This is a genomic window from Bacteroides ilei (assembly GCF_900128495.1).
GTDB classification, from domain to species: Bacteria; Bacteroidota; Bacteroidia; order Bacteroidales; family Bacteroidaceae; genus Phocaeicola; species Phocaeicola ilei.
On sequence record NZ_LT635801.1, the window covers coordinates 2,291,258 to 2,315,398 of the forward strand.

The window sequence follows — 24,141 nt, forward strand, 5'->3', positions numbered from 1 at the left end:
ATCGAGAAGAAGTCTGAAGGATACTTTCACCACAGTGGACCATAAGTATTCATGTCTGTCTTACAGGCATCTCTTTTCCGGGACATTTTAATAAGTCCTCATAGTTTAATTATCTAGAGAAGAATGGAAACAAGTGAACTACTAAAACGCGTCCGCCAGATTGAAATAAAGACACGTGGACTTTCAAGCAATATCTTTGCCGGCCAATACCATTCGGCATTTAAGGGTAGAGGTATGGCCTTTTCGGAAGTCCGTGAATATCAATACGGCGACGATGTCCGTGATATTGATTGGAATGTGACAGCTCGCTTCGACAAGCCATTCGTGAAGGTATTTGAAGAAGAACGTGAACTGACAGTCATGTTGTTGGTCGACGTTTCCAATAGTCTGGATTTCGGTACGGCCAAGATGATGAAAAAGGATATGGTAACGGAAATTGCAGCGACATTGGCTTTTTCCGCCATCCAGAATAACGATAAGATCGGAGTGATTTTCTTCTCCGACCATATTGAAAAGTTCATTCCTCCCAAGAAGGGACGTAAACACATTCTGTATATTATCCGTGAACTTCTCGACTTTCAGCCGGAAAGCAAGCGTACTGATATAAAATGTGCGGTTGAATACCTCACCAATATCCTGAAGAAACGCTGTACTGCATTCCTTTTAAGTGACTTTATTGACGAGCAGGACTTTCAGAGCGCATTGACCATAGCGAACCGCAAGCATGATGTTGTGGCCATACAGGTATACGACCGCCGCCTGGAAGAACTTCCGAATGTAGGTCTCATGAAAGTACGTGATGCGGAAACCGGTCACGAACAATGGATAGACACTTCATCAAGAGCATTGCGTAATGCGCATCATGCGTGGTGGCTCACGCGTCAGCAGAAGTTGAACGAAACCTTCACGCACAGCAATGTGGATTCCGTATCTGTCCGTACAGATCAGGATTATGTAAAAGCATTGCTTAACTTATTTGCTAACCTCAAATCCGCAACCGCCCTCATAAGATGACACAGAGGTCAAAAAGGTAGCGACACTGTGGCAAAAGAGGGTGCAACGCAGCAAAAATCGCCACAAAGACGCATTAAATCCCCTTACCCCACCATGCGACTTGAGGCAATACGCAAAATCACGACCATAAGTTGTCGGTGTCATCCAAAGTCATTCTGGAACACATCAGCATAAGCGTTGTTGCATGAATAGATATTCAGCACATACTGCCTTGATGTCCTGACCCATTTGGCTGGCACAGAGATGAACTTGAAGACAAACGCCTTGATGCGGCTTGTTGCTTTGAGTCCGAACCTCTTCACGTCAAGCCTCGCCATGATGAATTTATAGAAGTTGCGTATGAGTGCCGTAAGCAGAAGAAACACCGTGTTTTCTCCCATGAAGGATTTTGGAAGCCTGTTCCAGCCGAATCCGTTATTCATGTCATCGAAGATGCGTTCCTTCCCTCCACGGAGGTTATAGAATTCGACAATCTCTTTCTCGGAAGACTCGTAGTCATTTGTAAGGATGCAGCGGTAGGTGTATTCTCCTTCCCACAGGTCGAGTTCGCCGTCTATCCGCTTCTGTCTTTGAATCACAAGACGGTATGCCTTCCCTTTCCATTTCTCGATGAGAATGGAGGCCAGCTCAAACTCAATGCCGCCCAATTCCACTTTCTTCCAACCTCTGAGGGCAAAGATGTCATTGTAGAGCGAACTGCATCGGTTGGCACGGATATAGAAGGTCTTGCAGTGTTTAGCAATCTCTTCCACTATCTCTTCAGAACACGAGCCGCAATCAGCTCTGAAACGGTTGATCATAAGCTTGTTCTTTTCAAACCTTTCAAAGAACCTCTTCAGCGTGTCCTTCTGGTGGAAACGGACATTTGTGTTGCCGTCGCTGTTCTCAATGCCGACAATCAAGTCGCCAATAACCGCCACGCCAGGACGGTATCCGAGAAACTTCTTGTATGTGGGTTTCGCATCAAACTTCTCAGCCTCTATGAACTGGTGGTCGAAGTCAACGTCATACCCCTCGCCATCTTTCAGCTGCCCTGTGGACAATAGGCAATTGAGGAGCAGTGTATTCAGCATGTCTGCCGTGTTTAAGTCGTAGGTCTTGCCAGTGTCGGATGTGTAGGAAATGTTATCCTGGGTCAGTTCCTTTATGGCTCTGAGAATCGTGTCGGCACTGCATGTGCGAAGTGTCGGATGAAGCGAGAGGTGATACATCAGATGAGTGGTGACATCCTCTATGCATGAGCCGCCACAGAAATAAACGCTCATAAGCGAACGGATGATTTCGCTGTATTGATAACCATACAGCCTACATCTCATACCGAGGGTTGAGTCGATTACAGATGAGAGATTGGAGTCAAATTGCTCCATTATTGAAAAAATTCCTCCAAAAGGAGAGAGTTTCTCAGATTTTATTGCTACCTTTGCCATGTCTGTCGGGTTTGATACATATTTTGATTTGCAACACTAAGATAGGTGAAAAATCTGACATGGCAAAATCCTGAGCAACTTTTTGTTGCTCAGGTACTTATAAAATAAGTTAAACTAAAATGCTGCGGAATTTAGGGCTAAACGAAACTGAGAACGTTATGAAAAATACGTTATTTGATAGAAAATATCTGAAAGTGATAGGATGTGTTCTGCTTTTATTGGCAAGTATACCCGGCCTGAAAGCCCAGGTCACCGTTGATGCAACAATCGATTCGCTGCAGTTGCTCATCGGTGAACAGGCAAAAATCAAACTGCAGGTAAGTATGGATGCCAATCATAAACTGGTCCTTCCCCGGTTTAACAATGACACCATTGTTACAGGAGTAGAGGTAGTAGATGTGGCGAAGCCCGACACCCAGATGCTGAACGACAATAAACGATGGCTGATTACACAAGAGTACACTGTTACATCTTTCGATTCGGCATTGTATTATCTGCCTCCTCTCGAAGTTTTGGTTGATAACAAGGCATATCGCTCAAAGGCGCTGGCTCTTAAGGTCTATTCTATTCCGGTTGATACCCTGCATCCGGACCAGTTCTTCGGTCCGAAGGACATTCGTGAAGTGCCTCTTACATGGAGTGATATTGCTCCGCTGGTATATTCAGTCTTGTTGGTAATCCTGTTGGGTATCGTGACTGCATTCCTTATTATTCGCTTCTGTAACAATAAGCCTATTATCAAAATTATCAAAATCGAGCCGAAACTTCCTCCGCATCAGGCTGCCATGAAGAAGATAGAGGAGATCAAAGCCGATAAGAATATGTTGCGGGAAGATCCGAAACAGTACTATACAGAACTTACCGAGGCTATACGTACTTATATCAAAGACCGTTTCGGCTTCAATGCCATGGAAATGACTTCAGCCGAAATCATTGACCGCTTGCTGGAAGAAAAGGACAAGGAATCCATTGACGATTTGAAAGCTTTGTTTGAGACAGCCGATCTGGTCAAGTTTGCCAAGCATGCGCCACTCATGAATGAAAATGACATGAACCTGGTGAATGCCGTCGACTTTATTAATCAGACTAAAGTGGAGGAAGACCCGAATGCAAAGAAAGAGCCTACAGAAATCAGAGTAGAAGAGAAACGTTCGAAGGAAGGACGTATTATGCTTATCATCAGCATTGCCATTACCGGAATCGCTGCATTGGTGGCATTGTATGTTGCCGTTCGTACAGTTATCGACCTATTCTTTTAATTTTTAATGCATTGGAACCATGATTTTTGCTAATATCGAATATCTGTTCTTACTGATTCTCCTTATACCGTACATCGTATGGTATATTATGAGACACCGTAAGACAGAACCAACCTTGCAGGTGTCAACTACCCGCATGTATATGAATGCGCCCAAAAGCTGGAAGGTGTATCTGCTGCATGCTCCCTTCCTATTGCGCATCCTTTCATTTGTTATGATTATTTTGGTACTGGCCCGTCCTCAGACAACTGATAACTGGCAGAATTCCGAAATAGAAGGAATTGATATCATGATGGCTGTAGATGTATCTACCAGTATGTTGGCTGAAGACCTGAAGCCGAATCGTCTGGAGGCAGCCAAGAAAGTTGCAGCTGAATTTATAAACGGCCGTCCGAACGACAACATTGGTCTAACGATTTTTGCCGGCGAGGCATTTACCCAATGTCCGCTGACTGTTGACCATGCGGTATTGCTTAATTTGTTCAACAGTGTCAAAGGAGATATAGCACAGCGTGGCCTCATTGAAGACGGTACAGCTGTCGGTATGGGTCTGGCCAATGCTATCAGCCGCTTGAAAGACAGTAAGGCAAAGTCGAAAGTGATTATTCTGCTGACAGACGGAAGCAATAACCGGGGAGACATTTCTCCACTTACTGCTGCTGAAATAGCCAAACAATTCGGTATACGTATCTATACGATCGGGGTAGGTACCAATGGTACGGCTCCATATCCGATGCAGACATACGCGGGCGTACAATATGTAAATGTCCCTGTCGAAATAGACGAACAGACCCTTACACAGATTGCCGGAGCTACAAACGGGAATTATTTCCGTGCAACCAGCAATTCCAAACTAGAACAGGTCTACAAGGATATCGACAAGCTGGAAAAGACAAAATTAAATGTGAAGGAGTTCAGCAAACGTGAAGAAGCATTTGCCCTGTTTGGTATTATCGCTTTCCTGAGTATTTTGCTGGAACTCGTTTTACGGAACACCATATTAAAGAAAATACCTTAAAATAGAAAAGTTATGTTTCGATTTGGAGAACCGATATATTTGTATCTATTGATTGTACTGCCGTTCATCATAGGGCTACACATTTATTCCAATTATCGCCGCAAGAAGAAATTGCGCCAATATGGTGACCCGGAACTAATGGCACACCTGATGCCCGATGTATCCAGTTATCGTCCGGGAATCAAGTTCTGGCTGGTATTCGCAGCACTTGCCATGGCTATTTTCATGTTGGCGCGCCCACAGTTCGGTGCAAAGATGGAAACTGTAAAACGTCAGGGTATTGAAACGGTTGTAGCGCTGGATATTTCAAATTCGATGCTGGCCGAAGACGTGACACCAAGTCGTCTGGAAAAATCGAAGAAACTTATTTCACGCTTGGTTGAGACTTTCAATAATGATAAAGTAGCTATGATCGTATTTGCTGGAGAAGCATTCACACAGCTTCCCATTACCAGTGATTACATTTCGGCCAAGATGTTTCTGGAGAGTATCAGTCCGTCTTTGATATCTACCCAAGGAACAGATATCCGGGGCGCGATTGATCTGGCAATGAAAAGTTTTACTCCCAATCCGGAAGTAGGTCGTGCCATTGTATTGATAACCGATGGGGAAAACCATGAAGGAGGTGCAGTCGAAGCCGCAGCGGAAGCCGCTAAAAAGGGTGTTAGGGTATTTGTACTGGGAGTGGGTTCACCTGATGGTTCACCTATACCTGTAGAAGGTTCGAATGAATTCCGACGGGATAAAGACGGCAATGTCATAGTAACCCGTCTGAACGAACAGATGTGCCAGGAAATAGCAAAAGCCGGTAACGGAATCTATGTCCGGGTAGACAATACCAACAGTGCTGAACGAGCTCTGAATGCGGAAATCAACAAACTGGCCAAGGCAGATGTAGAAAGTAAGATTTATACGGAGTTCGATGAACAGTTCCAGGTCCTGGCCTGGTTGGCACTGATTCTGCTTTCGGTAGATCTGTTCCTGCTGGAACGCAAGAATCCGCTTTTCAAGAATGTGAAACTCTTTAAAAAAGACTGATTATGTTACGAATTCGAAAAGGATATATAGTATTGGGGATGATGATGCTATGTGCCGTGACTGTTTACGGACAACAACAGGACCGTAAATATCTGCGTAGCGGAAACAAGTTTTATAGAGACAGTACTTTTGTGAAGGCGGAAGTGGATTATCAGAAGGCACTCGACCAGAACCCTAATTCGGCCGATGCCATGTATAATCTAGGTAATGCCATGCTTATGCAACAGAAGGCACAGGATGCCATGAAACAATATGCTGCCGCTGCCAGAGTAGAGAAGGACAAGAAAAAACTGGCTGAGATATACCATAATATGGGAGTGATACTGCAATCGTCAAAACAATATCCACAGTGTATAGAGGCTTACAAAAAGGCATTACGGAACAATCCGAAAGATGATGAGACACGTTATAATCTGGCGCTGGCACAAAAAATGCTGAAAGACCAGCAGCAACAGCAACAGAATCAGGACAAACAGCAGAAACAGGATCAGAAACAGGATGACAAGCAGCAGAATAAAGACCAGCAGGACCAGAATAAGAAGGATCAGCAGAATCCTCAACAGAATCCTCAGCAAAAGAATCAGGATCAGATGTCGAAGGAGAATGCCGAGCAATTGTTGAAAGCTGCCATGCAAGATGAAAAGAATGTTCGGGACAAAGTTAAGAAAGCAGTCAAGATCCAAGGACGTAAGTTGGAAAAAGACTGGTAATATTTATTTAGCAATTAAAATGGAAACTATAATGAGAAAATTTATTTTTTTCCTTTTATTGACCGTATCTGCCATCAGAGTATATGCCGACGGAAAGGCTACATTTACCGCCGAAGCTCCCGATGTGGTTGTCAGTGGTGACCAGTTTCGTGTAGAATTTACGGTCAATACAACTGATGTATCTAATTTCCGTGCACCGTCAATTAAGGGATTCGATGTCTTGATGGGACCTGCCCGCTCACAACGAAGCAGTACGCAGATTATTAACGGGAAAGTATCTTCAAGCAGTTCGATTACCTATACATTTACCCTGATGGCCGACAAGGCTGGAACTTATACGATTCCGGCTGCCAGTATTGACGTAGACAATAAAAAGATATTCTCTAATTCTGTAACAATTAAAGTACTTCCTCCAGACCAGAATGGGGGTAATAACAGTAACAACGGTTCTTCATCCTCTTCACGTGCCCAAATTGCAGGAAGCAGAATAACAGACAAAGATTTGTTCATGACCGTGACTGCCAGTAAGACTACTGTCCATGAACAGGAAGCTATATTGCTGACATATAAGGTATATACACTGGTAAACTTGCGGCAGTTACCTTTCAAAATGCCTGATTTGAAAGGCTTTTTGACACAGGAAGTTGACCTTCCTCAGCAGAAGACATACACGATGGAACATTATAAAGGACGTAATTATAATACTATATTATGGAGTCAGTATCTGCTCTTTCCGCAAAAGACAGGCAAGCAGGAGATACCGTCCATTACATTCGATGCTATTGTAGCCCAGCAACAGGTTTCGGACGATCCTTTTGACGCATTCTTTAACGGGGGAGGATACATAGAGGTAAAGAAACGGATAGTAACTCCGAAGGTTGTCATCAATGTGTTGCCTCTTCCGGCAAAGCCTGCCGGATTCTCAGGAGGTGTAGGGGAGTTTAACATTTCTTCTGCCATCAATTCTACTGATGTGAAGACAAATGATGCCGTTACTATAAAGTTGACTATTTCCGGAGCAGGAAATATGAAATTGATCAAGACTCCAGAAGTGAAGTTTCCACAGGATTTCGAAATTTATGATCCTAAGGTAACCAATAATTTTAATATTTCTCAAGCCGGATTGACTGGAACACAGACTATCGAATATTTGGCAATACCACGTCATGCCGGTAATTTTACCATTCCTCCGGTAGAATTTACCTATTTCGATTTGAAGACAAATGCATACAAGACACTGAAAACCCAAGCATATGACTTAAAGGTAGCTAAAGGTACTGGTAGTGGAAATGCCGATCAGATAATCGCCGACTTTACCAACAAGGAAAGTGTTAAGGTTTTAGGAAAAGACATACGTTTCATCAAATTAGGGGATACAGTATTGACACCTAAGGGTGATTATTTCTTCGGTACAGTTGCATATACTCTCTGGTACATTATTCCTCTGATACTTTTCATTGTTTTGGTATTGTATTTCCGTCGCCAGGCTGTTGAGAATGCCAATGTTGCAAAAGTCAAGACCAAAAAGGCCAATAAAGTAGCTGCCAAGCGTATGAAACTTGCCGGTAAGCTACTTACCGAAAACAAGAAGAATGAATTCTATGATGAAGTATTGAAAGCTTTGTGGGGATATATCAGTGATAAACTGAATATTCCTGTGTCACAACTCTCAAAAGACAATATTGAAGCCGAACTGGTTAAATATGGAGTAGCCGATGAGCTGATTAAAGAATTCATCAGTGCCTTGAATGAATGTGAGTTTGCGCGTTATGCTCCAGGCAATGAAAGTGAAGCGATGGATAAAGTCTATTCAGCAGCTATCGATGTAATCAGCAAAATGGAAAACAGTATCAAACATTAAAAGATAGGAGACAAATATATGAAGAAACTATCTATTATCCTGGTGTTTCTGATGGGAACGGTGCAGTTGGCCTCTGCCGTAACAAAGGCAGAAGCCGATAAGGCATATCAGGAGAATAAGTTTACGGAAGCTATTCAGATGTACGAAGCAATTCTGAATTCGGAAGGTGAATCGGCCGATATCTATTATAATTTGGGAAACAGCTATTATAAAAATAAGGACATAGCTCGGGCTGTGTTGAATTATGAACGTGCCCTGTTATTGAATCCCGGTGATGCGGATATCCGCTTTAATCTTGAAATGGCCCAAAGCAAGACTGTAGATAATATTACGCCTGTAAGCGAAGTGTTTATTGTAACTTGGGTACATGCATTGATAAACTGTATGAGCGAAGGTGGATGGGCAAGAACTGCTATAGCTTCGTTTATCCTGTTGTTGCTGGGATTGTCTTTGTATATCTTCGGCAACCGTCTGGTACTCAAGAAAGCCGGATTTATAGCTGCAGTAGTATTTCTTGTTGTGACCGTATGTTCCAACATATTTGCATCACAGCAGAAAAATGAATTGGTGAAGCGTAACGGGGCCATTATTATGGCGCCTACAATAACGGTTAAAAGTACTCCGAACGAAAGCGGAACCGATCTGTTTGTAGTGCATGAAGGTACCAAGGTATATATTGATGACAACTCAATGAAAGAATGGAAGGAAGTCAGCCTTGAAGACGGTAAAAAAGGATGGCTCCCTGCTTCAGCCATTGAAGTTATCTGATTGACCGTAAAATTAGATGAAAATATATGGATATACAGCAGCTTATAGAGGCAGATAAGGAATTGTTGCTATTTTTGAATGGCAGCACTTCTCTGTTCTGGGATGGTTTCATGTGGACTGTAACCGATACCAAGACGTGGATACCGGCTGCTCTTATGCTGCTGTATGTCATTTTCAAAAATAACAAGATTTCTAAGGGATTACTTATCCTGGTTATGATAGCACTGGTCATTACATGTGCCGACCGGTTTGCTTCAGGGTTTTGTAAACCTTTGTTTGCACGCTTTCGTCCGGCACAGGATCCTGAAATCATGTATCTGGTAAATATTGTGAACGGATATAGGGGAGGGGCATACGGATTTATTTCCAGCCATGCAGCCAATACCTTTGGAGTAGCGATGTTCGTATCTCTGCTTATGAGAGACAAGTGGTTGACAGTCATGATGTTTATATGGGCGATAATCCCGTCTTATTCAAGAATCTATCTTGGAGTACATTATCCGGGAGACATTTTATGCGGTGCTATGGCAGGTTGTATAATTGCATGTCTTATATATGCATTCTATTATCGTATTCAGAAAAAGGTTTTTGAACAGGGAGAATTCATTTCCACACAATATACTTCAAGTGGTTTCGAAACCAAAGATATCAGATTGCTGCATACCATTCTATTATGCACTTACATATATGCCATTATCGCAGCAATGATTTTTTCAAAATTACTTTATCTTTAATTGATTCTTCTCTTTCGAAAAAAGATTGTATTCCGTTTGCTTTTTCATTTTCTTTTATTACATTTATATCGTGATTATAACAACAAACTGTCTAACTCTTAAAACTATTGATTACTATGAACAGAACAATAACTTTCAATGAACTTAGAAAAATCAAAGATTCATTACCTACCGGAAGCATGCATCGCATTGCCGACGAATTGAATATCAGCGTAGATACAGTCCGGAATTTCTTTGGAGGGCATAATTTTAAAGAAGGCAAAAGCGTAGGTATTCATCTTGAGCCGGGGCCTGACGGTGGATTGGTAATGCTGGACGATACAACAGTACTTGATAGAGCGCTTGCCATTCTTAAAGAAGAATCAGAATAAGAAAACGGAGGGTCCTGATAGACAAATTTTTGTCATCAGGACTTTTTTGATTAGGTCCTACATTAAAAATTAAATTGTTGAATTATGGAAGACAAATTAGTAACATTAGCTATTCTGACTTACTCTAAGGCACAGATTCTGAAGACTGTATTGGAGAATGAAGGTATCGAGGCTTATATCCATAATATAAATCTGATCCAACCTGTCATTTCTTCGGGAGTAAGAGTCCGTATCAAGGAAAGTGATCTGCCACATGCCCTGAACATCATTGAAAGTTCTTCCTGGCTTTCTTCTGAAGTTCTGGAGGGAGGAAATAGGGAGAAGAAGGAACAGGCACCTGTTGTCCTGGTTCCGATAGATTTCTCACCATATTCACTGAAAGCTTGTGATATGGGATTTGAAATAGCATCGCATCTCAATGCTACCGTTACCTTGCTGCATGTTTATTTCAGTCCGATATTTATACCCGAACTACACTATGATACAGATAGTTATCAGATTCCACCTGTTGAAAATGTAACTTCTATAAAAAATACATTGGAAAAGGTTCATAATCAGTTCAACGAGTTGACTAAAACAATAGATGAAAAAATCCAGATAGGAATTTATCCAAGTATCAAATATAATTGTATTTTACGTGAAGGAGTTCCAGAAGAAGAAATTTTACAACAAGCCAAGTCCATCAAGCCATTGATTATAGTTATGGGGACCCGTGGCGAAAATCAAGAAAATCTTGAACTGATAGGTAGTGTTACGGCAGAAGTGATAGAACGAAGTCCATGTTTTGTATATGCAATTCCAGAAAATGCACAATTTAAGAAATTTGAGAATATACATAAGGTTGCATTATTCACCAGTTTTGATCAGCGTGATCTGATTGCATTCGATTCATTGATAACAACATTCCAACATCATAATTTTGAAATTTCATTTATTCATATCAATTCGCATGAAGAAAAAAGGCAATGGAACGAAATAAAGCTGGTAGGAATCAAGGAATATTTCAAAAAACAATATCCACAACTAGAATTCAATTATTCAATAATTGATGAGGAAAATTTACTGGATAATCTGGATAAATTCATGAAAGAAAATTCAATAGATGTTATGTGCACAACCAACTATAGGAGAAATGTATTTGCACGGTTATTTAATCCTAGTATGGCAAAAAAAATGTTATTCCATACCAATACACCGTTATTGATCATTAAATAGGAAATTAGGGGTGGCAATTTGTTTAAGGATATTGCCACCTTTATTATTTTTGATTTTATAATTAAACATAATGCTGATTATATAAATATTTCTTATGAAATTTACAAAAGGTTTGGAATCCTTTCTTTATATAATAAATAAAAAAATGACACAAATGCTCTAAAAAAGAAAAGCCCGAAATTTCTTCGGGCTTTTTCCGCTATAAATAAAAATATCAATTATTTGATAATTCTTTTTCCAAAGCATCGTATTCAGCTTTGTTAAGTTTCCAATAAATATTCAGCAGATACTGACCCCACAATTGTCTGTTATCTGGTTTCAGTTCCTTTGCTTTTTCATAATTCGGAGCGGCTTTTTCATATAGTTCCTTAATCTTAGCTTCGTTTGCTGCATATTTAGGATCATCCATTGACAAGTTTCCATTTTCTTCTACCAGAACCTGGGCCGGGAAGAAATAACAATCACCGATCTTTGAATAGGCTTCAGCTACAAATTCACCGTTCTTGGCAATAATAGAGTTCAAAGTGGCAATTGCACCATCATAATCTTTCTTTTCATATTGAAGAACTCCTTTTACATACAAGAAATACGGAGTTTCGTTCTTTGCCAATACTTGGTCTATTTCTGTCAAACCTTCATCAATCTTACCTTTCTGGATATAATAATCCATCAAGTTACCGATAAAATATGGCTGAGTCGGGAATTTCTCTGTACCTTCTTTAATTGTAGCCAACCATTGTACTGAATCGGTTTGTTCACCTTTACCATAGGCTTCAGCCAGACACATCAATGCTCTGTAACCTTCTTCTTTATGTTCCTTACCGATATTACCATATTTGATAACGGCAGCTTTGTCTTGTAAAGAATTGGCAGCCAAAGCAGCATAGCAGGCAATCAGCGGAGTCAATGTATCGTTCTTGACAGCATCAATATCTGCAAACATCGGATTTCCTGCAGCATCTACATATAAGCCAAAGAATTTCAAAGCTTTCTGATAATCTCCAGCATTGTATGCATCAGAACCTCCGTTTGTCAAGTTCGGACGGACAGCAGCCAATGTCTTAGCCAATTTATTTCTCAACTTTGCCTTTTTCTGTTCTCCACTCTTTACCTTATTCTGTTCAGCTTCATCACATTTATAGTAATAGTCGAACATTTTAGCCAGGCTATTATACAATTTGGCGGTATCAGCCTTAGCACCCGGCAAGAACAATTTCATGTTCTCGTCATCATAGATTGATTTTTGAAGATCACCGGCCAATTTCCAAGTTTCCGGATCGGCGGAAGTTGTCGGATCAGACAATGCCGGCTCCAGAATCTGAGCTGCCTTAACAGGATCACTCTTCGCTGATTTAGCTTCTTTTACTACACTTTCCTGTGCGAACATTCCACATGCAGTAAAGAATAAAGCTGTTGTCAATAATACTTTTTTCATAACTGTTTAATTTTAATGAGACAAATATTCATTTAAATGTTTATAATAAATTCTGTTTGTTTATTGTTGTTCATTATCATCATTATTACTTACATCATTTACATCTTCAGAAGTATTTTCTTCTACAGGCAGGTCTCCTGCTTCCGGCTGAATGATTCCTTCCGTATCTTCTTCTGCCTCCGGTATATTGTTTTCTTCTGTTTCAGATGTAACTTTACAAACAGAGCCTATATGGTCATTACGCTTTTCAAGGTCAATCAAACGGACTCCCTGAGTAGCACGGCCCATGATACGGACATCGGCTACTTTCAGACGGATTGTAATACCCGACTTATTGATAATCATCAAATCGTTTTCGTCTGTTACTGATTTGATTGCCACCAGTTTTCCTGTCTTTTCGGTTATGTTCAACGTCTTGACACCTTTTCCTCCGCGGTTTGTCTTACGGTAGTCTTCAATGTCCGAACGTTTGCCGTATCCTTTTTCAGAAACAACCATAATCGTTTCTTTTTCAGGATTCTTTATGCAGATCATTCCGATGACTTCATCCTGTCCGTCATTATCTAATGTAATACCACGGACACCGGTAGCTGTACGGCCCATTTGGCGTACTGCACTTTCATGGAAACGGATAGCCCGACCGTTCCGGTTGGCGATTACAATTTCGTTGTTACCGTTTGTCATACGTACTTCTATTACACGGTCGTCTTCGCGGATTGTGATAGCATTCACACCATTCTGTCGCGGACGTGAATACTGCTCAAGACATGTTTTCTTGATCACTCCGTTTTTAGTACAGAACAATACGTAATGACTGTTGATAAATTCGGTATCATTCAAGTTTTTGACACGCAGATATGCCGTTACCATATCATCGGCATCTATGTTCAACAGGTTCTGGATAGCACGTCCTTTCGCTGTCTTGTTTCCTTCCGGTATTTCATACACTTTCAGCCAATAACACTTTCCTTTCTGGGTAAAGAACATCATCGTGTTATGCATGGTTGCCGGATAAATATGTTCAATGAAGTCTTCATCACGAGTTTCACTGCCCTTCGATCCTACTCCACCCCGGTTTTGTGCATGGAATTCCGACAATGGAGTACGTTTGATATATCCCAAATGGGAGATTGTAATCACCATCTGGTCGTCAGCATAGAAATCTTCCGGATTGAATTCTTCCGATGCATAAACGATTTCAGAACGACGCTTGTCGCCATATTTTTCTTTGACTTCGATCAGTTCATCCTTAATGACCTTCTTACACAATTCATCATTGGAAAGAATTTCTTCAAAGTAGGCGATCTGTTTCATCAGATCCTCGTATTCGGCATGGAGCTGATCCTGCATCAGTCCTGTCAACTGTCTCAGACGCATCTCGACGATGGCACGTGCCTGAATTTCACTCAAATTGAAACGGTCCATCAAATTGGCTATCGCTTCGTTCGGAGTCTTGGCCGCACGGATTATACGGATCACTTCATCAATATTGTCGGAAGCTATAATCAAGCCTTCCAGAATATGGGCACGTTCCTTAGCCTTACGCAAATCATAACGTGTACGGCGAATAACGACCTCATGACGGTGCTCTACAAACAGTTGAATCAGATCCTTCAGTGTCAGCAGTTTAGGTCGTCCATGCACCAATGCAATATTGTTCACGCCGAATGAAGTCTGGAGTGCCGTCATCTTGAACAACTTGTTCAGCACCACACTGGCATTTGCATCACGTTTTACATCAATCACGATGCGCATACCCTCACGGTCGGATTCATCATTTACATATGATATACCTTCAATCTTCTTTTCGTTGACTAAAGAAGCGATACTTTCAATCAGTTCCTTCTTATTTACGTTATAAGGAATCTCATTTACAATGATCTTGTCGTGTGTAGGATGCGATTCAATTTCTGTCTTGGCACGCATTACCACGCGTCCGCGTCCCGTTTCATATGCTTCACGCACACCACTGATGCCATAAATATATCCTCCGGTCGGAAAATCCGGAGCTTTGATATACTGCATCAAGCCATCGATATCAATATCATTATTGTCAATATATGCAATACAGGCGTCTATCACTTCCGACAAGTTGTGTGTCGGCATATTTGTCGCCATACCGACGGCAATACCCGAAGCACCGTTCACCAGCAGGTTCGGTATACGGGTAGGCATCACAGTAGGTTCCTGCAATGTATCATCGAAGTTATTGGTGAAATCAACAGTCTCCTTATAGAGGTCCTGCATCATGTCCTCACCTATTTTCTTCAGACGAGCTTCCGTATAACGCATTGCCGCAGGGCTGTCACCGTCAACAGAACCGAAGTTACCCTGCCCGTCTACCAGCGGATAACGCATTGCCCAATCCTGAGCCATACGTACCAATGCCCCGTATACGGAAAAGTCACCATGCGGATGATATTTACCCAAAACTTCACCTACGATTCTTGCTGCTTTTTTATATGGTTTGTCTGATGTATTTCCCAGTTCCATCATTCCATACAGGATACGGCGATGAACCGGCTTAAAACCATCTCTAACATCCGGAAGGGCGCGGGCAACGATTACCGACATGGAATAATCGATGTACGACTTTTTCATTTCCTCCTCGATGTTGATTTTTATAATTCTGTCCTGTTCTTGCATTTAAACAATTTTATTTTAATATTATATCTCTCAATGGTTCGCTAAAAACCATGCTAAAGTACGACTTTTTATTGAATTGGCAAAACAAATCACGTAAGTTTTCAGTAAGGGCCTGATAACCTGCAAGTATACTCCGGATACGGGTTTATACAATCCGGAACGCTTACAGCTATGGTTACATGTGTTTGTCCTAAGATTAACATTCTGGCGTAATCTGTTATTTTATCTTTACTGGTTCCGGTGTGGCATACATTTTGTTAAAACTCATCTACAGAAATCTGTAATTATAAATATATAATGTATATTTGCATTGATGTAATGATAAGGGAGGAATAAAGAAAAAAGACCTATGAACAGCCAATTTACACAAAGAGTTTCCGATGTGATCCAATATAGTAAGGAGGAAGCCAACCGGCTGAGAAACAGCTATATCGGCCCGGAGCATCTGTTGCTCGGGCTGATACGGGAAGGAGAAGGCAAGGCTATCCAAATCCTGCAAAGTCTATATGTAGACCTGAAGAAGGTCAAAAAGGCTTTGGAAGATGTATTGAGAGAGTCTTCCGACACAACCGGAATCTATATAGAAGAGATCACATTTAATGATAAAGCCTCTAAAATATTGAGAATGAGTATATTGGAGGCAAGACTATTAAAAAGCCCATTAACTGATACAGAACACATGTTATTAGCAATTATGAGAGAAGACCACAACAAGGCATCCGATATACTGGAGGAAAATGAAGTGACCTATCAGAAGGTGATGGACAAGCTGGTACCGAAAGCAGAACCGCAGAGCGGGCTTGATTTTGGTGAGGACGATGACGAAGAGGATGAAGGAATCCGCCGCCGCCCCTCTTCAGGGGGAAATGCCGGAAATGGAGATCCGCTTTCTTCTTCCGATGCACAGCAGACCCGTACACAGCAACAACAATATCCGAACAATGATACCCCGATTCTGGATTCTTTCGGGACTGATATGACGGAAGCGGCAGCCGAGGGCAAGCTCGATCCGGTAGTAGGACGTGAAAAGGAGATCGAACGGTTGGCTCAGATCTTAAGCCGGCGCAAGAAAAACAATCCGATCCTGATCGGTGAACCGGGTGTCGGTAAATCGGCTATCGTTGAAGGACTTGCGATACGTATTATTGAAAAGAAGGTATCCCGTATCCTGTTCGACAAGCGTGTAGTAGCCCTTGATATGACATCGGTTGTAGCCGGTACGAAATACCGCGGACAATTTGAGGAACGTATCCGTGCCATCCTGAACGAACTTAAGAAAAATCCGAACATCATCCTGTTTATCGATGAAATCCATAACATTGTGGGTGCCGGTTCGGCTGCGGGCTCCATGGACGCCGCAAATATGCTGAAGCCGGCTTTGGCACGTGGTGAAATCCAATGTATCGGTGCTACGACATTGGACGAATACCGTCAGAATATCGAAAAGGACGGTGCACTGGAACGCCGTTTCCAAAAAGTACTTGTGGAACCTACCACTCCAGACGAGACGTTGCAGATTCTGCGTAACATCAAAGACAAATACGAGGAACACCACAACGTGACATATACCGATGCTGCTCTGGAAGCTTGTGTCAAATTGACAGACCGGTATATTACCGACCGTAATTTCCCGGATAAGGCAATTGATGCACTTGATGAAGCCGGATCACGCGTACATCTCACCAACATTTCTGTACCGAAGGAAATTGAAGAGCAGGAAAGTATGATTGAAGAAGCGCGTAACCATAAGACAGAGGCTGTCCGCCTGCAGGATTTTGAGCTGGCGGCCAGTTTCCGGGACCGTGAGAAAAAACTGATGGATGAACTTGACGTCATGAAACGCAATTGGGAAGAAGGCCTGAAAGGGAACCGGGAAATTGTCGACGAATCTCAGATTGCAGATGTGGTTTCCATGATTTCGGGTATTCCCGTACAGCGGATGGCTCAGGCGGAAGGGATCCGACTGCGTGGCATGAAGGATGCATTGTTATCCAGAGTAATCGGTCAGGATAAAGCGGTAGAGACTCTGGTTAAGGCGATACAACGTAGCCGTGTAGGACTGAAAGACCCGAACAAACCTATCGGAACATTCTTGTTCCTCGGCCCTACGGGTGTCGGTAAGACGCATCTGGCCAAGCAGTTGGCAAAGGAAATGTTCGGCTCTGCCGATGCGCTGATCCGTATCGACATGAGTGAATACATGGAAAAATTTACCGTATCCCGTCTGGTAGGAGCTCCTCCCGGATATGTCGGTTATGAAGAGGGTGGCCAGCTGACAGAGAAAGTCCGTCGCAAGCCCTACTCCATCGTCTTGCTTGATGAAATAGAGAAGGCACATGCCGATGTATTCAACTTGTTGCTTCAGGTAATGGATGAAGGACGGCTGACCGACAGTTACGGCCGTACAGTCGACTTCAAGAATACCATTATTATCATGACTTCGAACATCGGGACACGGCAGCTGAAGGAATTCGGCAAGGGAATCGGTTTTGCAGCCCAGACCCGTACCGATGACAAAGAGTACTCGCGCAGCGTTATAACGAAAGCTTTGAACAAGTCATTCGCTCCCGAATTCATCAACCGTCTGGATGAGATCATCACATTCGATCAGTTGGATATCAATGCATTGACCAGAATTATTGACATTGAACTGAAAGGTTTGTATGAACGGATCGGAAACCTTGGATATAAACTGGTTATCGATGATGACGCGAAACGTTTTGTAGCCGAGAAAGGATATGACGTACAGTTCGGTGCCCGCCCGCTGAAACGCTCTATCCAGAATAACCTGGAAGACGGTATGGCCGAAGTGATCCTCAACGAAGAGTTGCACGAGGGCGATACCATCCATGTCCGACTGAATGAAACAAACGATGGATTGAAAATGGATGTTGAAAAAGGAATGGATGAATAAGAATCCTATTCCCGATACAGACAAAATGTCAGGCATTTCTTGCCTGGCATTTTTTTTGTGCCAGAATTCGTGTTAAATTTCAGAAAACTTAAAAATATAACAATATTATGCAGAAAGGTAATATAGGGGTTACTACAGAGAACATATTCCCTATCATCAAAAAGTTCTTATATAGCGATCATGAGATTTTTCTCCGTGAACTGGTTTCGAATGCAGTCGATGCAACCCAGAAATTGAAAACATATGCTTCTAAAGGCGATTTCAAGGGTGAGCTTGGTGATCTGACCATTCATGTAAAGGTCGACAAAGATAACGGCACCATTACCATTTCCGACCGTGGTATCGGTCTTACTGCCGAAGAAATAGAGAAATACATCAATCAGATTGCGTTTTCAGGAGCCAATGACTTCCTGGAAAAATACAAGGAAGATGCCAATGCCATTATCGGACATTTCGGTCTGGGATTCTATTCTGCCTTTATGGTTGCCAAAAAAGTGGAAATCGTTACAAAATCCTATAAGGAAGGGGCACAGGCTGTAAAATGGAGCTGTGACGGAAGTCCTGAGTTTACTTTGGAAGAGACTGAAAAGGCAGACCGCGGATCGGATATCATCCTGTATGTCGATGATGACTGCAAGGAATTTCTGGAAGAATCGCGTATTCATGGCTTGCTGACCAAATATTGCCGCTTCCTGCCTATTCCGGTTGCATTCGGCAAGAAAAAGGAATGGAAAGACGGCAAGCAGGTTGAAACGGAGGAGGACAACATTATCAATGATACCTGTCCTATCTGGACGAAGAAGCCCAGTGAGTTGAAGGATGAAGACTACAAGAAGTTCTACAGTGACCTGTATCCGATGTCCGACGAACCGTTGTTCTGGATTCATCTGAATGTGGATTATCCGTTCAATCTGACCGGAGTGCTTTACTTCCCGAAAATCAAGAGCAACATTGATCTGCAGAAAAACAAGATTCAGTTGTACTGCAACCAGGTATATGTAACCGATTCTGTAGAAGGTATTGTTCCCGATTTCCTGACGCTGCTTCACGGTGTGATCGATTCACCGGATATCCCGTTGAACGTTTCACGTTCTTATCTGCAGAGCGACTCCAACGTCAAGAAGATCTCCACTTACATCACCAAGAAGGTGGCCGATCGTCTGCAGTCCATATTCAAGAACGACCGTAAGGAATTTGAAGGCAAATGGGATGACCTGAAAATCTTCATCAACTACGGAATGTTGACTCAGGAAGATTTTTATGAGAAAGCCAGCAAATTCGCCTTGTTCAAGGATACCGACAGCAAATATTATACGTTCGAAGAATATCAGACATTGATAAAGGACAATCAGACCGACAAGGACGGTAATCTGATTTATCTGTATGCCAATAATCTGGATGAACAGTATACCTATATCGATGCCGCCAAGAACAAAGGTTACAATGTATTGTTGATGGACGGACAGCTGGATGTGCCGATGATCAACATGTTGGAACAGAAGTTTGAAAAGAGCCGTTTCACACGTGTCGACAGTGATGTGATAGACCGTCTGATTGTGAAAGAGGAACAGAAGGGTGAAGAGTTGACCGCCGACAAGCGTCAGGTACTGACCACCGTATTCAATGGCCAGATGCCTCAGATACAGAAGACCGAATTCCATGTCGATACACAGGCTATGGGTGAGACAGCTGCTCCTATCATCATCACGCAGTCGGAATACATGCGCCGTATGAAAGAAATGGCAAATATCCAGGCTGGAATGAGTTTCTACGGAGAAATGCCTACCATGTACAACCTGGTACTGAACAGTGATCACAAGCTTATCAAACAGGTGTTGAGTGATACCGAAAGTGCATGTGCCGAAAAATTGGTTCCGGTAGAAGGTGAAATTGCGACATTGAAAATGCGTCAGGCCGAATTACATAAGGCTCAGGAAGGCAAGAAGGACGAGGAAATCCCTACAGCCGAAAAAGACGAATTGAAAGATATTGACAAGAAGCTGGAGGAAGAGAACCGGCAGAAGACTGCAATCATCAATGAATATGCAGCCGGCAACAAGGTTGTCCATCAACTGATTGACCTGGCTCTCTTGCAGAACAACATGCTGAAAGGTGAAGCTTTGACTAATTTCGTAAAGCGCAGCATTGAGCTGATCTGAACGAAATTATGATAGAAATAAAAAAGCTATCCGGATTTGGTTCCGGATAGCTTTTTTTTATTTCATGGCCATATACTTATCGGATAACATTTCCATTATAATCCAGTGTCACAATAATATCGTTGGGTTCGTTCTCTATTTCAAGCAGATAATAGTCTGCATCGGTCGCATTATCTATGATTCTCAGGTCGTCCAATCTACGTCCACCCAACTGATTCTGAATAGTCTGTCTTAAGGCTGGCGGAATTACAGCTGTTTCATTCTGGTTCCACCAGTAGCCGTCTATATCGAATTCGGTACGGGTCCATGCTCCTGTTCCGGTAAAATAGGCTTCGGCCTGTACATTGCTCAACGGAATGTTCCATGAAGTACATGTACCGGTAAAGAAAAAGTCGGCTTCATAATATCCTCTGTCATAATCCCACTCCCATACCTGAGAACTCGGATACTGGGACGTGAAAGCATTTTGTATTTCATTAGAGGGAACAACCGGCTTGTCATCATCATCACAACTTTGTACCATGAACATACCAGCAGTAAGAGCGCATGCCATAAAAGCATATCTTTTCAAGAGATTATTTTTCTTCATAATAATATATAGTTTTTAATTGTTTATGTTTACACTGCAAAAGAATGGAGGAAATCTGAATTAAATCTGAAATCTTTCCAATAATAGAAAACAAAGATTATGACTGAATCCATTTTTTTGTATCTTTGATTGAAATCTTAATCGGAACTGGCGTCAGATGAAAAGAATAAGCACAATCATACTTGTCCTGATGACATTCATCGTTTCCCTACCGGCCCAGAAGGTGGGGCTGGTATTGAGTGGCGGAGGGGCTAAAGGAATGACACACATCGGGATTATCCGGGCTTTGGAAGAAAACAATATACCTATCGACTATATCGCAGGGACTTCCATGGGAGCTATCGTAGGTTCCCTCTATGCCATGGGATATTCGCCCGATGATATGGAAAAGCTGCTGAAATCGGACGATTTCAAACGCTGGTATACCGCCGGAATCGAAGAGAAATACATTTATTATTTCAAGAAGAACCCTCCTACCCCCGAATTTCTGAACATCCGGGTGTCGCTGAAGAATCCGTTGCACAAGGTCACTACCCAGTTCCTGCCGTCGAGCATTGTCGACCCCTTGCAGATGAACCTCGCCTTCCTGCAGCTGTTCAGCCAGGCCACCGCTTCATGCCGGAATGATTTCGACAGACTTTTCATCCCGTTCCGCTGTGTGGCGTCGGATGTATATAACAAAAAACCTATCATCTTCAGACAGGGTGACCTGGGTGATGCCGTACGTGCTTCCATGAGTTTTCCGGCCATGTTCAAGCCGATAGAAATAGATTCTATCCTGGCATACGACGGGGGGATATACAACAATTTCCCGGTCAATGTCATGATTGAGGACTTTCACCCCGACATCATCATCGGCAGCGTGGTGAGCTCCAATCCCGGGAAACCGAAGGAAGGGGATATCATGAGCCAGCTCGAAAATATGATCATGCAGAAGACCGACTATACCATCCCCGATTCCTTGGGTATCCTGATGACCTTCAAGTATACCGATGTGAGCCTGATGGATTTCGACCGCTTCGACGAACTGCACGACATAGGCTACAAGCGTACCATCGAGCTGATGGATTCCATCAAGGCCCGTATCCCGCGCCGTGCGAATTACCGACAGCTGGAACGCCGCCGTATCACTTACAGGAACCAGTTGCCGGAGCTCAGGTTCCGCCGTATCCTTATCGATGGAGCCAATTACCAGCAGAAAAACTATATCCGCAGGGAATTCCATTCCTCGGAAAATGAAGTGTTCTCTTTTGAAGATTTCAAGCGGGGATATTTCCGTCTGATGGCCGACAACATGATTTCGGAGATAATTCCGCATGCGGTATATAATCCAGCCGACTATACCTACGACCTGCATCTGAATGTCAAGCTGGAAGATGATCTGGCCTTGCGTGTAGGAGGTAACGTCGCTTCCAATGGAGCAAACCAGATTTATGTGGGTGCAACGTACCACAACCTGAACAACTACTCGAAAGAAGTATCTCTCGACGGACAGCTCGGACAGATATACAACAACTTCCAGATATCCGGGCGGATAGACTTGCCTACCCAGATACCGACTTCCGTACGCCTGGTAGGCTCTTTCTCTTCTTTCGACTATTACAAGCAGGAAAAGATTTTCACGACGGGAAACGACCCTGTATTCAACCAGAAAAAAGAGAATTTCGTAAAGCTTCTGGTATCCATGCCTTTTCTTACCCGCCAGAAAGCCGAATTCTCGATCGGGTACGGACAGCTTAAGGATGAATATTTCCAGTCGAATGTCATCGATTTCAGCAATGACAAGACGGACATGAGCAAATACAACGTTTTCGGAGGATCGGTGGCACTCGAGGGCAATACGCTGAACAGCCGTAAATACGCTACGGCAGGCCGCCGCGAGAGGCTTGTTGCCAATATCTATACAGGTAAGGAACATTATTTCCCGGGTAATGCGCCCGAAGAAGGTACCGGAAACCTGATGCAGAATTATGAATATAACCAGTCCTGGCTCCAGCTTTCGTACGAAATGGAACGTTATTTCCAGCTCAGTCCTAAATTCATTCTGGGAAATTACATCCACGCCTATTATTCGTCGCGTAATTTCAGCCAGAACTATACGGCATCCATGATGCAGGCCGGAGAGTTCTCTCCTACCAGCCACAGCAAGATTACCTATAATGAGGCGTTCCGTGCCAACCAGTTTGTCGGACTGGGGGTAATGCCTATCTATATGCTCAATTCCGTATTCCAGGCAAGGGCCGAAATCTACGGGTTCGTACCCATATTCCCGATATTGCGCGATGAAAATAACCAGGCATATTACGGGAAAATACTCAGCCGTATGTCGTATATGGGAGAAATTTCATTTGTCATCAAGCTTCCGTTCGGTTCAGTTGCGGCCTATGTAAACCACTATAGTTCACCAAATAAGAACTGGAATGTAGGGATAACATTGGGCTGGCAGATATTTGGAAGCCGGTTTATCGAATAAAAAACGTTCAAAAAAGTAGTCGAAATATTTGCACAATTCAACGGAAGTACCTACCTTTGCACCCGTCAAACAAAAAGGCCGCGTAGCTCAACTGAATAGAGTAGCTGACTACGGATCAGCCGGTTACAGGTTTGAATCCTGTCGCGGTCACTCTTGATTTTGATAGTTTGAAGATTTGGTCGCGTAGCTCAACTGAATAGAGTAGCTGACTACGGATCAGCCGGTTACAGGTTTGAATCCTGTCGCGATCACTCTTCGATGATAGCGTTTGAAAGTTTTGGCCGCGTAGCTCAACTGAATAGAGTAGCTGACTACGGATCAGCCGGTTACAGGTTTGAATCCTGTCGCGGTCACTTTCGTTGATAACGTTTTTATAGTTTTTCTGGCCGCGTAGCTCAACTGAATAGAGTAGCTGACTACGGATCAGCCGGTTACAGGTTTGAATCCTGTCGCGGTCACTGAGGTCTTCACTTTCAAACGGTGGAGACCTTCTTTTTTGTATGTCACTGC

17 protein-coding genes and 4 tRNA genes are annotated in these 24,141 nt (G+C 42.8%); 17 read left to right on the forward strand and 4 right to left on the reverse strand.

The features are described from left to right. The first annotated feature begins 123 nt into the window (after positions 1 to 123). Complete coding sequence (locus BQ7489_RS09880; protein ID WP_072530864.1) at positions 124 to 1,014, forward strand: DUF58 domain-containing protein; 891 nt, start codon at positions 124 to 126, stop codon at positions 1,012 to 1,014. Between the two features lie 140 nt (positions 1,015 to 1,154). On the opposite strand, the gene BQ7489_RS09885 is transcribed toward BQ7489_RS09880, so the two are convergent. Next, positions 1,155 to 2,441, reverse strand: coding sequence for an IS1380 family transposase (locus BQ7489_RS09885; RefSeq protein WP_071147970.1), 1,287 nt, complete (start codon positions 2,439 to 2,441; stop codon positions 1,155 to 1,157). 158 nt (positions 2,442 to 2,599) lie between these two features. Between BQ7489_RS09885 and BQ7489_RS09890 the strand changes: the two genes are divergently transcribed. From BQ7489_RS09890 to BQ7489_RS09930, 9 genes are all read left to right on the forward strand, one after another. After that, positions 2,600 to 3,700, forward strand: a complete 1,101-nt coding sequence (locus BQ7489_RS09890; RefSeq protein ID WP_072530865.1) for a BatD family protein — start codon at positions 2,600 to 2,602, stop codon at positions 3,698 to 3,700. 19 nt (positions 3,701 to 3,719) lie between these two features. After that, positions 3,720 to 4,718 (forward strand): vWA domain-containing protein, encoded by a 999-nt coding sequence (locus BQ7489_RS09895; RefSeq protein WP_072530866.1) that lies wholly within the window; start codon positions 3,720 to 3,722, stop codon positions 4,716 to 4,718. Positions 4,719 to 4,730: 12 nt separating this feature from the next. After that, positions 4,731 to 5,756: a vWA domain-containing protein gene (locus BQ7489_RS09900; RefSeq protein ID WP_072530867.1), complete on the forward strand. Its 1,026-nt coding sequence runs from the start codon at positions 4,731 to 4,733 to the stop codon at positions 5,754 to 5,756. A gap of 2 nt (positions 5,757 to 5,758) precedes the next feature. Beyond that, the gene (locus tag BQ7489_RS09905) at positions 5,759 to 6,466 is read left to right on the forward strand and encodes a tetratricopeptide repeat protein (protein WP_072530868.1); all 708 of its coding nucleotides are present in this window, start codon (positions 5,759 to 5,761) and stop codon (positions 6,464 to 6,466) included. Between the two features lie 31 nt (positions 6,467 to 6,497). Beyond that, on the forward strand, positions 6,498 to 8,327 hold the full coding sequence (locus tag BQ7489_RS09910; protein WP_072532115.1) for a BatD family protein: 1,830 nt from the start codon (positions 6,498 to 6,500) through the stop codon (positions 8,325 to 8,327). Between the two features lie 51 nt (positions 8,328 to 8,378). Beyond that, positions 8,379 to 9,095 (forward strand): tetratricopeptide repeat protein, encoded by a 717-nt coding sequence (locus BQ7489_RS09915; RefSeq protein ID WP_394334079.1) that lies wholly within the window; start codon positions 8,379 to 8,381, stop codon positions 9,093 to 9,095. Positions 9,096 to 9,121: 26 nt separating this feature from the next. Beyond that, entirely contained in the window at positions 9,122 to 9,829 is a 708-nt protein-coding gene (locus BQ7489_RS09920; protein WP_072530870.1) for a phosphatase PAP2 family protein, read from the forward strand. Positions 9,830 to 9,945: 116 nt separating this feature from the next. After that, positions 9,946 to 10,200, forward strand: coding sequence for a DNA-binding protein (locus BQ7489_RS09925; RefSeq protein ID WP_072530871.1), 255 nt, complete (start codon positions 9,946 to 9,948; stop codon positions 10,198 to 10,200). 84 nt (positions 10,201 to 10,284) lie between these two features. Continuing rightward, positions 10,285 to 11,415 carry a universal stress protein gene (locus BQ7489_RS09930; RefSeq protein ID WP_072530872.1) on the forward strand — a complete coding sequence of 377 codons (1,131 nt, stop codon included), beginning with the start codon at positions 10,285 to 10,287 and terminating at the stop codon, positions 11,413 to 11,415. A 214-nt stretch (positions 11,416 to 11,629) separates the two neighbouring features. Here the strand turns inward: BQ7489_RS09930 and BQ7489_RS09935 are convergent, their stop codons facing one another. Both BQ7489_RS09935 and gyrA read right to left on the reverse strand, forming a co-directional pair. Next, entirely contained in the window at positions 11,630 to 12,850 is a 1,221-nt protein-coding gene (locus tag BQ7489_RS09935) for a tetratricopeptide repeat protein (RefSeq protein WP_072530873.1), read from the reverse strand. A 60-nt stretch (positions 12,851 to 12,910) separates the two neighbouring features. Further along, positions 12,911 to 15,496 (reverse strand): DNA gyrase subunit A, encoded by a 2,586-nt coding sequence (gyrA, locus tag BQ7489_RS09940; RefSeq protein WP_072530874.1) that lies wholly within the window; start codon positions 15,494 to 15,496, stop codon positions 12,911 to 12,913. A gap of 349 nt (positions 15,497 to 15,845) precedes the next feature. Here gyrA and BQ7489_RS09945 point away from each other — a divergent pair, with 349 nt between their 5' ends. Beyond that, a complete protein-coding gene (locus BQ7489_RS09945; protein WP_072530875.1) occupies positions 15,846 to 18,410 on the forward strand; it encodes an ATP-dependent Clp protease ATP-binding subunit in 2,565 nt (854 codons plus the stop codon). Between the two features lie 107 nt (positions 18,411 to 18,517). Continuing rightward, a complete protein-coding gene (gene htpG, locus BQ7489_RS09950; protein WP_072530876.1) occupies positions 18,518 to 20,569 on the forward strand; it encodes a molecular chaperone HtpG in 2,052 nt (683 codons plus the stop codon). Positions 20,570 to 20,645: 76 nt separating this feature from the next. On the opposite strand, the gene BQ7489_RS09955 is transcribed toward htpG, so the two are convergent. Beyond that, positions 20,646 to 21,158, reverse strand: coding sequence for a PepSY-like domain-containing protein (locus tag BQ7489_RS09955; protein ID WP_072530877.1), 513 nt, complete (start codon positions 21,156 to 21,158; stop codon positions 20,646 to 20,648). 157 nt (positions 21,159 to 21,315) lie between these two features. On the opposite strand from BQ7489_RS09955, the gene BQ7489_RS09960 reads away from it, so the two are divergent. The 5 genes from BQ7489_RS09960 (at position 21,316) to BQ7489_RS09980 (ending at position 24,089) form a co-directional block, all read left to right on the forward strand. Further along, a complete protein-coding gene (locus BQ7489_RS09960; RefSeq protein WP_072530878.1) occupies positions 21,316 to 23,631 on the forward strand; it encodes a patatin-like phospholipase family protein in 2,316 nt (771 codons plus the stop codon). A gap of 76 nt (positions 23,632 to 23,707) precedes the next feature. Further along, positions 23,708 to 23,781: transfer RNA gene (locus BQ7489_RS09965), tRNA-Arg, on the forward strand. 27 nt (positions 23,782 to 23,808) lie between these two features. Then, positions 23,809 to 23,882 (forward strand) — tRNA-Arg (locus BQ7489_RS09970). Positions 23,883 to 23,910: 28 nt separating this feature from the next. Beyond that, positions 23,911 to 23,984 (forward strand) — tRNA-Arg (locus BQ7489_RS09975). Positions 23,985 to 24,015: 31 nt separating this feature from the next. Further along, positions 24,016 to 24,089: transfer RNA gene (locus BQ7489_RS09980), tRNA-Arg, on the forward strand. The last annotated feature ends 52 nt before the right edge of the window (positions 24,090 to 24,141 follow it).